The sequence below is a fragment of the Paenibacillus sp. An7 genome (assembly GCF_009870785.1).
In the GTDB taxonomy this organism is placed as follows: Bacteria; Bacillota; Bacilli; order Paenibacillales; family Paenibacillaceae; genus Paenibacillus.
On record NZ_WTWX01000001.1, the window covers coordinates 605162 to 618581 of the forward strand.

A 13420-nucleotide genomic window follows, 5' to 3' on the forward strand; every position below is an offset into this window, starting at 1 on the left:
ACACATTTCGTTGCCTTAATTTCATCTGGAACACAATTCAAGTATATATCTCTCTATCTAAATTCTATAAAGAATAAATTTCTTTATATTTTCCCTCTAAATAATCGGCAAGATAATCTGGATTCAGTTCCTCTCCCGTAATTGCGAGAATAAGTTCGGATGGTTTTCGTGATTTACCGTACTTGTAAACTTTTTCGGTAAGCCATTCTTTAATCGGTGAAAGATTTCCTTCTCGAAGATGACGATCAAATTCCGGCATTTCTTTTCGCATCGTGTTAACGATCTGCGCAGCATACATATTCCCCAGTGAATACGACGCAAAATAACCAAAATCTCCGCTCGACCAGTGTACATCCTGTAAAACACCCAATCCATCGTGAGGAGGTGTCACACCGAGGTACTGTTTATATTTATCATTCCATACGGCAGGAAGGTCTGAGACTGATAAATTCTCGTTAAATAACATCTTCTCTATTTCATAACGGATGATGATATGCAAGTTGTAAGTTAGTTCGTCTGCCTCAATACGGATCAGTGAACTCTCTACTTTATTAATTGCGCGGTAAAAAGATTCGACACACACATCTTTCAGCTGCTCTGGAAAATAAGACTGTAATACCGGATAGTAGCGCTCCCAGAAAGGAAGACTACGGCCAATCATATTTTCCCAGAGTCTCGATTGAGATTCATGAATTCCCATGGAAGTTCCTTCTGCAAGAAGGGTGCCTGCAAGTTTTGGATCGATATTTTGTTCATATAGCGCATGACCGCCTTCATGAAGTGAGCTGAATACGGCGCTTGCCACATCTTTTTCATAATAATGCGTGGTAATACGTACATCCCCTGGATTAAGCCCTGTAGCAAATGGATGTACGCTTTCGTCGAGTCTTCCGGCTTCAAAATCGTAGCCCATTTCCCCTAGAATATAGCGGCTAAATTCTTCTTGTTTCTTGATATCGAAAGACTGATCTAGAAAGGAAGTATCCGGTTTATGTACGGAATTTTTGATTTTTTCTTGCAGGGAAACAAGGCGCGCTTTTAGTCTACTGAATACTTCATCCAGTTTTGCTACCGTGAGATCCGGTTCGAACATATCAAGCAACGTATCGTAGCGCGTATCTTTCACACCGAAATAATCTATGAATTCTCTCTTCATTTCTACGATTTGGGATAAGTAAGGTTCAAATGCAGCGAAATCTCCGTTTTCTTTTGCACTCTCCCACTGCACTTGTGATTTAGGCGCAAGCACGCTGAATGCCTGGAATTTATCCGGCGGTACGGACTGCATACGATTCATTTCCAGCTTTACATCCTCAATCAGACGCTGATCTTGCTCTTGAAGCTGCTTAAATACATCCTCGTTCGTTAAATAAGTGATGAGTTCTTTCATTTCATCTGAGATCGAAATTTTGAATGCTTCCGTTGCCAGCATACCAATGGTCTCAGAACGTGTATCTACACCCTTACGTGGGGCCCCCGTAGCTAAATCCCAATCAAGTAGTCCGATAGCCTCGTAATAACTTTTTATTTTTCGATTCATATTCAAAAAGTGTTCAAACTTAGCCTGGATATCGTGATTCATTTCAATGCACCCCATTTACATTATTATCTCTTCCTATTGATCATACTTTTTGTAAGTCGTATAATCAACTTTACAAAGTTGATTACTTATCTTGTGGTATAGGAGGGAACGAGTGACTATGAAAATCAAAGTAAACAAGGCTGCAGAAGAGCTTCTTAAGAAAAAGCTTGATGACAAGCCCGGTGTCATTCGTTTGTTTTACGACACGGAAGGCTGCGGTTGTGTAGTAAGCGGCGTTCCTGCATTCCATATTGTTTCAAAGTCGGAAGATTTGGATATTACAATTGAGAGCAACATCCCGGAGCTCACCTTTATACTTGACAGCTCAAAGGCTGTTTTTTTTGAGGATGAACTTATTTTATCAACAGATCCTGGTGATCGTTCTTTGAGACTATCCAGTAACGGACAACATTATGGGATGTATCTGTTTCCGAAGGATACTCGTTTACAAAACCAGGACTAAGCAGTTAAACCCTATTTCAAGCTCGTAATTACTAAGGAGGAAGTAACATGGACAACATCAAGGATATGCTGGAACATAACAAGCAGTTTGTAGAAAACCGGGACTATGAGGCCTACATATCAGATAAGTTTCCTCAAAAGAAAATGATGATCGTTACTTGTATGGATACACGGTTAGTCGAGCTTCTTCCTAAGGCTATGAATTTCCGTAATGGAGATGTAAAAATCATTAAAACAGCCGGTGCTATTATTTCTCATCCATTCGGCAGTGCAATGCGCAGTATTCTTGTTGGCTTGTACGAGCTTGGCGCAAAAGAAGTCATTGTTGTTGGGCATCATGAATGTGGTATGGCAGCACTTAATAGTGATGATATGCTCCATCACATGACGGAAAGAGGAATCTCCAATAAGGTTCTTGATACAATTGAACATTCTGGAATCAATCTAAAAAACTGGCTCCGCGGATTTGATAACGTACAAGAAGGATTGATGGAAACGGTAGAAATGATTCGCAACCACCCTCTCCTTCCTTCCGATGTACCGGTTCACGGTATGATTATCGATCCTAAAACAGGTGCGCTGGATCTCTTAGTCGACGGAAATAAAAATCTGGCAGTAAAATCTTAAATTTATAGAGAAATCTTAAATTTATAAAAAAACAAGACCCTGTGCATTGCATTTCGTAATGTACGGTCTTGTTTTTTTATTACATTTTCGTGACATACCTTATACAATCTTCTCTCTTAAACCGAAGAACGGTTGTCAAACCATACAGTATTAGTGTACACTTTTATTCATATTATAGTTATAGAAAACGCTTAATTCCATGTTTGATGTAGCTATAACTTAGTAAAGGAGACATGTCCACTTGAACATACTGTCCTATGGTTTGCTCGGGTTACTCACACGTGACGAATCTTCCGGTTATGATCTTATGCTAAGAATTCAGCCGCACTGGCAAGCAAAGCATAGCCAAATTTATCCCATTCTGTCCCGAATGGAAGAGGATGGACTATTATCGGCTCGGTGGGTTGAACAAACAGACAAACCGGATAAAAAAATGTACCGTGTCACAGACAAAGGTATTCAGAAATTATTGGACTGGATGTACACTCCCGTGTCCACCCCTGCTTTAAGAGATGAACTCAATCTTCGTATGATCTGCTTTCAAGTCACGAACCCGATTGTGATGAAGCGATGGGTAGATGAACGCAGAGATTGGTTTGAGTCCCGGCTTGCATACTATGAAGCATTGCTTGCAAATTTACCTGAAGAAGCAGTACAGCCAGGCAGCCCTTACTTTGGGGAATATATTGTCAATACGAAAGGAACCATGACGGCAAAAACCGGTATTGAATGGTGCCACTGGGTTAACGGCCTCATGAATGCTCATTTTCAAGAACGCCAAGCAACCCATACACATTGATGTTCAAAAAAATGAAACCAATATTTTTCTCAAACGTAAATAACTTATGTCACAAAAATTACATTCCAGGAGGGTTTTTCACTCATATGAAAAAATGGTTCAGCACGAAACGTCTATTAATGGTAATGATGGCTTTTACACTGATTTTCTCTACTCTTGCAATTCCGGATCATGCCGATGCACGCCGCGGTGGATTTAAATCAGGTACCAAGTCCTACCAAAGCAATCCTACCCGTTCTAATAACAGCACGAACTCAACTACTAAAAGCACTACTGCAAATAACTCTGCAAATACAGCAGCCAAGAAGCCAGGATTTTTCGGTGGTGGATCATTGATGAAAGGTCTAATGATTGGTGGTCTTGCAGGTATGCTGTTCGGAGGTCTTTTCGGTAACATGGGATTCCTTGGCGACATCCTAGGACTTGCAATTAACCTCTTAGCAATCTATGTTATTGTTATGCTTGGAGTAGGTATCTATAGATCTATTAAGAAACGCCGTTTGGAGAATGAAAGATCAGGTAATAACAACGGCGGAAACGGACGGTATTAAGAAGTATGGTTATTACAATGGATGAGATCGTGAATGCAATATGCATCCACACTGCAGAACGTAAACAAATTAAGCCAACAGATGTTCAAGTCGAACTTAGTTGGGATGAAGATACTGGTTACAGTGCAGAGATATGGGCTCAAGGTCGCAGCCAGTTCATCGTTGAAGCGAATATGATTGAAGCCATCCTGCGATATGTTCACCAAGAATATAACATTCGTGCTTATCGTGAAGATGTTACCCTTGAACTTGATGAAGAAATTACGGCTACGATTCGTACTTAGTCAGGACAAAGCAGTATCATATACAGTAGAAAAAGCGGTCTTAGCGTCATTGACATGACACGAAGACCGCTTTTTTTATTTTACATCACTGACTTCTTAGTGGAGCGAACATTCTAATGGAACCACGAACAAAAAAAACGATTCTTACCAGCTAGAGAAAGCTAGTAAGAATCGTTAAGTTCTTGTGTAGGTAAATCAATTTCATAACTCATTTAGAGAGTCATGAAATTGATTTAAGTAAAAGATATTTATGTATGTTAGTTATTATCAGTTGTTATTATCTACCAGTGTACTCAGATCCATGATCAGCTAGATCCAACTGGATTGGAGTGTAACTAAAAGTTACTACTGCTAGACCCAGCAGGAGTGCTACGGAAAGAAGGGCTTTTTTCATCGGATAAGTCTCCTCTCATAATGATATCGTTTAATATATCATAACACAGCTTTAACTGAGAAACACTACCAAATTTTCTAATTACTTCAAATAACGATATTGCTTTTTTAAAATATTTATCATTGCCTAACTGATCCGCTGCAAAAAGAATATGCAAAGTTAGATCAATCGCAGCAGAGTGTTCTTGTCTTCTGTGTCTATACAAAGCTAACTGATACTGATAAGCCAAGTAATGCGCTGCCTTAACCTTCTCTTTGTAGTGAGTATAGTCTTTTATATGTTGACTTAACTGATTAATTTCTGTTTCCACATCGTAATTGTATTGATTCGCGGAACGAAGGATATTTATTAATCCTTGCAGAGCTTGGTCGGGCGTTTTAACTAAAAATTCAACATACTCAGGTATTCTTTCTTGTTTACCATCCAGTACATCAAGTTGCAATGTATTCGCTGAAGCAAAAAATTTGAAATCTTCTATAATAAACTTTCCTGTATCCGTAGAATCATTAAGCCAATCCAGATTCGCATACAATGATATGTACTCTCTCGATTTGTTAAGTTCACCTAGTTTCTGATAGGACAAACTTTTCATCAAAGAACTATAACCAAAATAATAAATGATATGTTGTTTAAATTCATGAGAAGTAGACTCCATTTCAACGAGTTCCTTGTGAATTTCTTTTGCCAAAGTCATCAATTCGTCTGAGAACGAAAGCACTTCCTCCCAATTCTCTAATGTATAGTTGATCTGAATCAACTTCACCAGTGTGTCTAAGTCGAGAGATTCACTATAAGGATAAGGTTCGTGCATCATTTCCCTCCTCATTATTTAATATCATATTTTTACTATATTTTACATTACATATAACATCAGGTCAATTATACGTAATCTTATTAATTTTAATAGAGACTTTTGGCTTATTTCACTATTTACACAAGATAAATGTTGCCGTTTTCATTTCAAAGACTATAATTAAAATCAAATACATCCTGTCACAAGAGAGGAGACATTCAGTGCGACCACAAAGTTATGACTTTGCTTTTACACAAGCAGCGATCGGTATGGCTCTCATTTCGTTAGATGGAACCATCCTAAATGCAAATCCGGCACTTTATGATCTCTTGGGATATACCCAGCCAGATATCATTTCATCTCTCCCTCTTCCTTTCATGGAAGACGACATGATTATTCATATCATTCAAGTGGGACAGTCCCTTCCATTGGATCTTCGTACCCCCAGTCATACACGGTATGAACAAGAATATGTTCATCCTTCAGGCCAAAAAGTTGCTCTTCACATCCATGTTTCAATGGTTCTGGATAACAATCAAGTTCCTATATATTATTTGGCTCAATTTGAAAATATCACGAAGATTAAAGATATCGAGGAGCAGCTACAGGTAGCGAAGACCGCTTTACATGATAATGAGAACTTTCTTCAACAGATGTTAGAAGAGCTTTCTCTCCCTGTGCTGATAACGAAACACGGAATTATTAAGTATGTGAATCCCGCTGGATTGCAATTGATCTATGCTGAAAGTTTGGATGATGTACTCGGGAAGAGTGCCGATCTATTTGTAGATACCTCAAGTCATAGCACTCTCTTCGAACGAAGAGAAAAATATTATAGCACCAATGAATTAGGATCTGTTCGCTATCTAATCCGATGCTTAAATGGATATAAGAAATATGTTGAAGGATTTTCATTACAGATTACCTTCAAAGGTCAAGATGCCGTCATCGGAATTTTCAAAGATATCACAAAACAAGAAGCAGAGAAAGAACGCACGATGCAATCCGAAAAGCTATCGACTGCCGGCCAATTAGCTGCGGGAATTGCCCATGAAATCCGTAATCCACTTACGGCGATCAATGGATTTATGAAACTGCTCCGCTCCTCTAAGGAGGACAAGTCGGATCAATATATTTCGATTATTGAATCCGAGTTAAAACGTATTGAATTCATTGTGAACGAACTTCTCGTTTTATCCAAGCCTCAAAAGAACCATACCAGCGCACCGCTAAATATTATGTCTTTAATAGATCAAGTAATTACATTAATGAATGGACAAGCTTCTCTTAAAAACATCGAGATTGTTACACAATACCCTGAGAGACCCTTCGTTTTAATTATGGGTGTGGAGAATCAACTGAAGCAAGTATTCATTAACTTACTTAAAAATGCACTGGAAGCGATGAATCATGGAGGAATGATCCATGTTTATCTTCAGGTCAATGATAAAGAAGTCCAAATTCATGTTCAAGATCAAGGATACGGCATGACCAAAGATCAGATAGAGGCCCTAGGAAAGCCCTTTTATACAACGAAAGATACAGGAACGGGCCTTGGGTTTATGATTACACAAAATATTATCCATAATCATGGCGGAGCTATTACAGTAGACAGTATTCTTAAGCAGGGTACCACTTTTACCGTATCCCTACCTATGATCATGATTTCAGATAAAGAAGATTTTTAATCTGTATAGTAAGAAACACTAAATCTACAACCGCTTACATAGAGAACTGTCTCAAGTTGTCCACGTTTTGGATGTGACGAGACGGTTTTTTCTTTTATTTATTCCTCTCATTCTTTGTGAGTGGCATCTATCTTACATATATCACAGTATGGGCATATCGCCCAATCTTATCTATTCCGCCATGGACAAGGTACTTTCAAATCTGCTTTTTCGTACAGTATCCTAACAGCAGATAGATGTCCGTCTATCTTCCTAGTCGAGCCACAAGAGGTGAAAAACATGCCAATAAAAAATGGCACACAGTATATCGAACGTATAGATCAACAAAATTTAAACCTATGGTATCAAGGAAAAAGAATCACAGGACCTTACTCAAAACACCCTTTGTTCAGCGGACTCATGAAAACACAGGCTGCATTATACGACTTACAGTGTGATCCTGAGTATCAAGCTGAAATGACTTATCCCTCTCCACTCACGGGAGAACCTGTCGGGCTTTCTTTTCTGCCCCCTGTTCATCTAGATGATATCAAAAAAAGAAAACACATGATGGACCTTTGGTCTGCGAAACATCATGGTTTTTTAGGCCGCTCTCCAGACTATATGAATACAGCGATCATGTCTTTATATACAGCAGCTGATATTTTAGAAGAGCATAACCCGGCATACGCGAATAACCTTCGTAATTATTATACTTACTGCAGGGAAAATGATATCACTTTGTCTCACGCTTTTATTCAGCCATTCGCTAGTAAAGTATCAGGACAAGTGGATTTGCTTGAGGATTCGATTACAGCTAAAGTTATAGAAGTAAATGATGAAGGTTTTATCATCAGCGGTGCCTTCATGATGGCAACACAAGGAGTCACTTGTGATGAGATGCTCGTATTTCCTACCCCTACCCTGTATCCTCTTGAGGAGACAAACCCCTACGCCTTCGCTTTTTCCATCCCGAACGACCTGAAAGGTATCACCTTTATTTGCCGAGAAAGCAATGCTTCCGAGTCTTTCTACAATCACCCGCTCAGTGCAAGATATGAAGAGATGGATACGCTTGTTATCTTCGACCGTGTACTCGTACCACATGACCGAATGTTCTATTATGGCGATGAAAGTATCGGTTACCGTTTATTCAGTGATGGAAATTTCCATACACATATCGGACATCAAATTGTATCTCGGTATATAGCAAAAACAGAATTCTTCCTCGGACTTGTAGAATCACTGGCACAAGAACAGAATGTAAGTTTAGATGCTAACATCATTGGCCAAACAGCAAAGATTATGACCATGCTTGAAACGTTTAAAGCGCTTAGAATTGCAGCAGAAGAAGGTGCAAAACAAAACCAGTATGGTTATTATGTGCCAGCATCAAGTCCTCTTCTGGCTTCTAGCATTCTGTTTCCATCTTTCTATTTAGAAATGGTGGATATGATTCAGCGGCTTGGCTCTAGTGGTATTATTATGATTCCATACGAAGAAGATCTCTCTTCAGAGATTGGAAGCTATGTCTATGAGTATTTACATGGTCTGGAGTCCACATCTAAAGATCGCATCGCTCTATTCAGACTGGCATGGGAACTTGGAGCTGGCTCATTCGGGGGACGGCAAAGTCAGTTTGAGCGCTTCTTTTTCGGTAATGCTCAAACCGTTAATTTCCGGATGTTTAACAGTTACGACAACCATGAAGATTATCAGCAGTTGATTTATGACTTCTTAGGGATAGAAAAGAAGGAAACAGTTAAAGAAGTTGAAGAAGTGAAAGAAGATGAGCAATGATTCGAAGTGAATAATTATAAGTGTATTGCTAGAACTATAACTAATTTACATGCCGATCATGTTCAACTGAATCAATATCAGCGAACATTTCATTAGTTAAACGATTGCCGCGCTCCAAGCGCACGGCAATCGTTTTTATCTAAGTCGCTGATTTATCCTCCAATACGGACCATTATCACAGCGCCTCATTCCTTACTTTTCTATGTAATTCGAAAGAGGTTCTCTCTTCTGCTCCACTACTACACTCTTTCAGCAGAAAGTTTTTGTTCTTTTGTTAACAACGGTTCAAATTCATATACCCATACTCCGTTGTCAGCTACTTTTATTTTTACGAGTCCTTTTTTACGCAATTCTTCTAGAACCTGCTCTGCCGTTTTCTGGTCCATCTCTGTATACAATACAATTTCAGAGATTGTAAGCAGCTGGTCCTGCTCCATAGCGAGCATTAAGAGTTGCTTTTCCATCCTTCTATTTTTGGTTTTCTTCATACGAGATTGTTCATATAAACCCATGCTGAGGGGAAGTACGCCAAAGATTAGAAACCCGAAATCAAGACCTGAATGGTATACGCTAAAGGAATAGATATATAGAACAGTCGAAAACAAACCAAGACAAATGAGCGTCCATAAAATCCATGCTTTGCTGTTTCCCATAGCTCTCCTCCTTCTTCCTATATCATAAGTTTACCCAAAAAAAGCGAATCAGACCATTTCTCAAGGGAATCCATTTTGTTTTTTCCGCAGTATTCCGGGGAATACTGGCATGAAAACATAGAATTGTTGTACAATAGTATCTAAATGTTAAAAACGAAGGATGGATTAATTACATGTACGCAGCTCAAGATTGGAAAGACTATGAAGTTATTGATACTGGCGGCGGAGAGAAATTGGAACGCTGGGGAGATATCATCCTTAGAAGACCCGATCCGCAAATTATTTGGCCCCTAAAAAAAGAGACCGGTGCATGGCGCGATGTGCATGGTCATTATCATCGCAGTTCTTCTGGCGGAGGAAACTGGGATATGAAAAAAACGATCCCGGACCGCTGGACGATTTCATATGATCAGCTTAAATTTTATATTAAACCTACAAGTTTTAAACATACAGGTTTGTTTCCAGAACAAGCAGCCAACTGGCGCTGGATGATGGACAAGATTCAAAATGCTGGAAGACCTATTTCCGTGTTGAACCTGTTTGCTTATACAGGTGGGGCTACGGTTGCTTCTGCCTATGCAGGTGCAAGTGTTGTTCACGTAGACGCTGCAAAAGGCATGGTACAGTGGGCTAAAGAAAACGTTCAGCTCTCCGGCCTCGCAGATCGCCCTGTTCGATTCATAACTGATGACGTATTTAAGTTCGTACAACGTGAAAAACGCCGTGGAAACCGTTATGATGCCATTATTATGGATCCTCCATCCTATGGACGCGGTCCAAACGGGGAAACTTGGAAACTGGAACAAAACCTATATCCATTCCTTGAATCTTGTACCGAAATTCTGTCGGATAACCCCTTGTTTATGCTGATTAACTCCTATACAACAGGAATCTCTCCTACGGTTCTGTCTAACATGCTGAACATGACGATGACAGATAAGTATGGCGGTAAAATATCAGCAGGTGAGATCGGTCTTCCGATTACGAAATCCGGTATGACCCTGCCATGCGGTATACTGGGACGCTGGGAATCATAAATGATGGTACATGGTCGTAATTTACCTCCAATCACCATTCTTTACGAGGACAATCACCTATTAGGTGTCGAGAAGATCGTTAATGTCCCTACACAGGCAGATGTATCGGGTGATATGGACATGCTGAATCTGCTAAAAGAAGATATAAAAATCAGGTTTAACAAACCGGGTAATGTTTATCTTGGACTTGTTCACCGATTGGACAGACCTGTTGGAGGTGCTATGGTTTTTGCAAAAACCTCTAAAGCGGCTTCCCGACTATCTGATGCAGTTCGGACCAGAAAATTTGATAAGACCTACGTAGCCGTTGTTCATGGTCATCCCCCTGCCTCCCAGGGCAGGCTCGAACATACTTTACTTAAGGATGAGAAGACGAATATCGTTAAGGCTGTTCCTAAAGGAACACCAGGCGGTAAAGATGCTGTGCTCGATTACTATGTATTAGGCCAAAATGATCGTTACAGCTTAATTCAAGTCGTTCTCCATACAGGGAGATCTCATCAAATTAGAGTGCAGTGTAAAGAAATGGGCTGTCCTTTATATGGGGATCAGAAATATGGTTCTTCTGTTAATAAGCCAGGACAGCAACTTTGCTTGTGGTCTTGTTCTGTCGGTTTTCCACATCCGGTAACAAAAGAATATACACAGCTGATCTCGATTCCCCCAAGGGAATATCCATGGAGTGAATGGCAAGAAAGTATATATCAAAGTGCTGCACTTCAGCCCTTTGTTTAAAAGGAATCAACAAAAAACCGCTCTGCTTTAGCAGAACGGTTTTTTTGTGTAGTTTTTAATTGGATTGACTTGTACTAACTTCCGGCTTACCAATAGGGAAACCTTTACTATCCTTAGGAACAGACTTTTTAATGAAGAAAGCAAAAACAAGAGCCACTACGGTAAGGACGGTAGCAATAATAAAGGCAAAGTTAATGCCATGAATGCTGGCATCCTTCATTAATTTAGCTGCAGCTGCTGCATCATTCATATTTACATCTGTATGATCAATAACATATTGTTTGAGCGAACTGCTATAAAGGGTTACGAAAACCGCTGTACCAATCGCACCGAATACGGTACGCATCGTATTCAACATTACCGTACCATGTGCATTTAACTTTTGCGGAATATCATTAAGCGCTGCCGTCTGAATTGGCATCATAAGGAGTGACATACCAAACATACGGAATGTATACATCAGAATCAGATGATTATAGGAAGTATCCATTGTTAATTTACTGAATTCGTAGGTAGTTACTACAGTAATCACTAAGCCAATAATACTCAGCCATTTCGCGCCGAATTTATCAAATAATCCACCCGTAATCGGGGACATAATTCCCATTACAATCGCACCTGGCAACATGAGAAGACCAGAATCTAATGCACTGATCCCACGTGTGGTTTGAAGATAAATGGGAAGCAAAATCATACCAGAGAACATCGCCATATTTACTACAACTAGAATTAAGGTATTCAGCGAATACATTCTGTTCTTAAAGACACGGAACTCTAGCAACGGTGTTTCTAGTTTAAACTGTCTCAAAATAAATATAAGCAGTGCAATTGTTCCGACAATAAGACAGGAAACCACAATCGGATCTCCCCAACCGCTTGAACCAGCATCACTGAATCCGTACAGCAAACCACCAAATCCAATCGTTGATAAAATAACGGATGGGAGATCTAGCTTAGGATTGCTTATAGGCGTTACATTTTTAACAAAACGCATACCGACAAGGATAGAGATCACCGCAATCGGCAAAATGATCCAGAATAAAGTTCTCCAATCATAATTTTCTACAACATAACCCGAAAGCGTAGGACCTATAGCTGGAGCCAAAATCATGGCAACCCCAATCATCCCCATTGCTTTACCCCGTTGTTCAATTGGAAAAATGTTAAGAACAACAACAGAAAGTAAAGGCATGATTATAGCAGCACCCGCTGCTTGAATGACACGCCCCGTCATCAGAATAGCAAACGTTGGACTTATTCCACATAATAGTGTACCGATCGTAAATAGACTCATACCCGAAATAAAAATTTGTCTGGTAGTAAATTTAGCCATCAGATAGGCAGTTACCGGCATTAATACACCATTAACGAGCATAAACCCGGTAGACAACCATTGTACAGTCGTTTCTGTTATATCCAAACTTCCCATAATGCTTGGCAGGGCAACGTTAAGCAATGTTTGGTTCAAGAATGCAACAAACGCACCAAGCAGCATTGCAAGTAGAATAGGACCTTTCTTTACATCACCAGCTTGAGAAGACTGGTTCACAGCAATACTACTCATAAATACAAATCATCTCTCTTTCTCCATCTTTTGAATCATAAGTGAATGAATGCGTAAAAGGCTTTCTATATCTTCCTTTGGTAAGTCCATCATTGGAGCTACCCGCTTCATAAACAAATGATACATCTTTTCTTGGGTTTCTTTGCCTTTCTCCGTTACTTGAAGCTCGAGTGACCTTCTATCCTGTAAACATCTTTCCCTCACAACCATTCCTGCTTTTACCAGACGATCTATGACTCCACTCATCGTACTGTTTCCCATGTGACAAAGTTCAGCGAGTTCCGAAAGACCAATATTCGGATGTTCAACCAGAATGGACAATACGAGGAGTTGGATCCTGGTTACTTCGATCTCCCCAGTACCCTCATCAACCCAAAAGTTACGATGAAACGTTTGTGATACTTGGCGGAAAGAGTTGAAAATATGGTACATCTCATCATAAGCCATCATTAAATTCACCCTAATTAGTTAT

At 39.7% G+C, this 13420-nt stretch carries 14 protein-coding genes; 9 read left to right on the forward strand and 5 right to left on the reverse strand.

Annotation, left to right across the window (positions count from 1 at the left end; translation table 11 throughout):
- Positions 1–64: 64 nt before the first annotated feature.
- On the reverse strand, positions 65–1582 hold the full coding sequence (locus tag GQY27_RS02725) for a carboxypeptidase M32 (protein ID WP_160031957.1): 1518 nt from the start codon (positions 1580–1582) through the stop codon (positions 65–67).
- A 118-nt stretch (positions 1583–1700) separates the two neighbouring features.
- Between GQY27_RS02725 and GQY27_RS02730 the strand changes: the two genes are divergently transcribed.
- The 5 genes from GQY27_RS02730 to GQY27_RS02750 all read left to right on the forward strand — a co-directional run bounded on the left by GQY27_RS02730 (position 1701) and on the right by GQY27_RS02750 (position 4305).
- Positions 1701–2045 (forward strand): iron-sulfur cluster biosynthesis family protein, encoded by a 345-nt coding sequence (locus tag GQY27_RS02730; protein ID WP_160032053.1) that lies wholly within the window; start codon positions 1701–1703, stop codon positions 2043–2045.
- Positions 2046–2092: 47 nt separating this feature from the next.
- Positions 2093–2671 (forward strand): beta-class carbonic anhydrase, encoded by a 579-nt coding sequence (locus GQY27_RS02735; protein WP_160031958.1) that lies wholly within the window; start codon positions 2093–2095, stop codon positions 2669–2671.
- A gap of 241 nt (positions 2672–2912) precedes the next feature.
- Positions 2913–3470, forward strand: coding sequence for a PadR family transcriptional regulator (locus tag GQY27_RS02740; protein WP_160031959.1), 558 nt, complete (start codon positions 2913–2915; stop codon positions 3468–3470).
- Positions 3471–3556: 86 nt separating this feature from the next.
- Positions 3557–4021: a hypothetical protein gene (locus GQY27_RS02745; RefSeq protein WP_160031960.1), complete on the forward strand. Its 465-nt coding sequence runs from the start codon at positions 3557–3559 to the stop codon at positions 4019–4021.
- 5 nt (positions 4022–4026) lie between these two features.
- Entirely contained in the window at positions 4027–4305 is a 279-nt protein-coding gene (locus GQY27_RS02750; protein WP_160031961.1) for a YxcD family protein, read from the forward strand.
- Between the two features lie 335 nt (positions 4306–4640).
- Here GQY27_RS02750 and GQY27_RS02755 read toward each other — a convergent pair whose 3' ends face one another.
- Positions 4641–5513, reverse strand: coding sequence for a hypothetical protein (locus GQY27_RS02755; protein ID WP_160031962.1), 873 nt, complete (start codon positions 5511–5513; stop codon positions 4641–4643).
- Between the two features lie 200 nt (positions 5514–5713).
- On the opposite strand from GQY27_RS02755, the gene GQY27_RS02760 reads away from it, so the two are divergent.
- Both GQY27_RS02760 and GQY27_RS02765 read left to right on the forward strand, forming a co-directional pair.
- On the forward strand, positions 5714–7180 hold the full coding sequence (locus GQY27_RS02760) for an ATP-binding protein (RefSeq protein WP_236570442.1): 1467 nt from the start codon (positions 5714–5716) through the stop codon (positions 7178–7180).
- Positions 7181–7459: 279 nt separating this feature from the next.
- Positions 7460–8959, forward strand: coding sequence for a 4-hydroxyphenylacetate 3-hydroxylase family protein (locus GQY27_RS02765; protein WP_160031963.1), 1500 nt, complete (start codon positions 7460–7462; stop codon positions 8957–8959).
- Positions 8960–9198: 239 nt separating this feature from the next.
- On the opposite strand, the gene GQY27_RS02770 is transcribed toward GQY27_RS02765, so the two are convergent.
- Entirely contained in the window at positions 9199–9612 is a 414-nt protein-coding gene (locus GQY27_RS02770; RefSeq protein WP_160031964.1) for an Rrf2 family transcriptional regulator, read from the reverse strand.
- A 173-nt stretch (positions 9613–9785) separates the two neighbouring features.
- On the opposite strand from GQY27_RS02770, the gene GQY27_RS02775 reads away from it, so the two are divergent.
- Positions 9786–10649 (forward strand): class I SAM-dependent methyltransferase, encoded by an 864-nt coding sequence (locus GQY27_RS02775; RefSeq protein ID WP_160031965.1) that lies wholly within the window; start codon positions 9786–9788, stop codon positions 10647–10649.
- The gene (locus tag GQY27_RS02780; protein ID WP_160031966.1) at positions 10650–11384 is read left to right on the forward strand and encodes an RluA family pseudouridine synthase; all 735 of its coding nucleotides are present in this window, start codon (positions 10650–10652) and stop codon (positions 11382–11384) included. It abuts the gene before it with no gap.
- 55 nt (positions 11385–11439) lie between these two features.
- On the opposite strand, the gene GQY27_RS02785 is transcribed toward GQY27_RS02780, so the two are convergent.
- Together GQY27_RS02785 and GQY27_RS02790 are read right to left on the reverse strand one after the other, a co-directional pair.
- Positions 11440–12948, reverse strand: coding sequence for a DHA2 family efflux MFS transporter permease subunit (locus GQY27_RS02785; RefSeq protein ID WP_160031967.1), 1509 nt, complete (start codon positions 12946–12948; stop codon positions 11440–11442).
- A gap of 9 nt (positions 12949–12957) precedes the next feature.
- Positions 12958–13398, reverse strand: coding sequence for a MarR family winged helix-turn-helix transcriptional regulator (locus GQY27_RS02790; protein WP_160031968.1), 441 nt, complete (start codon positions 13396–13398; stop codon positions 12958–12960).
- Positions 13399–13420: the final 22 nt, after the last annotated feature.

Coding starts and splice junctions, on each gene's coding strand:
- GQY27_RS02725 (WP_160031957.1), bottom strand. CDS start 1,582: ATGAATCACGATATCCAGGCTAAGTTTGAACACTTTTTGAATATGAAT.
- GQY27_RS02730 (WP_160032053.1), top strand. CDS start 1,701: ATGAAAATCAAAGTAAACAAGGCTGCAGAAGAGCTTCTTAAGAAAAAG.
- GQY27_RS02735 (WP_160031958.1), top strand. CDS start 2,093: ATGGACAACATCAAGGATATGCTGGAACATAACAAGCAGTTTGTAGAA.
- GQY27_RS02745 (WP_160031960.1), top strand. CDS start 3,557: ATGAAAAAATGGTTCAGCACGAAACGTCTATTAATGGTAATGATGGCT.
- GQY27_RS02750 (WP_160031961.1), top strand. CDS start 4,027: ATGGTTATTACAATGGATGAGATCGTGAATGCAATATGCATCCACACT.
- GQY27_RS02755 (WP_160031962.1), bottom strand. CDS start 5,513: ATGATGCACGAACCTTATCCTTATAGTGAATCTCTCGACTTAGACACA.
- GQY27_RS02765 (WP_160031963.1), top strand. CDS start 7,460: ATGCCAATAAAAAATGGCACACAGTATATCGAACGTATAGATCAACAA.
- GQY27_RS02770 (WP_160031964.1), bottom strand. CDS start 9,612: ATGGGAAACAGCAAAGCATGGATTTTATGGACGCTCATTTGTCTTGGT.
- GQY27_RS02775 (WP_160031965.1), top strand. CDS start 9,786: ATGTACGCAGCTCAAGATTGGAAAGACTATGAAGTTATTGATACTGGC.
- GQY27_RS02780 (WP_160031966.1), top strand. CDS start 10,650: ATGATGGTACATGGTCGTAATTTACCTCCAATCACCATTCTTTACGAG.
- GQY27_RS02785 (WP_160031967.1), bottom strand. CDS start 12,948: ATGAGTAGTATTGCTGTGAACCAGTCTTCTCAAGCTGGTGATGTAAAG.
- GQY27_RS02790 (WP_160031968.1), bottom strand. CDS start 13,398: ATGATGGCTTATGATGAGATGTACCATATTTTCAACTCTTTCCGCCAA.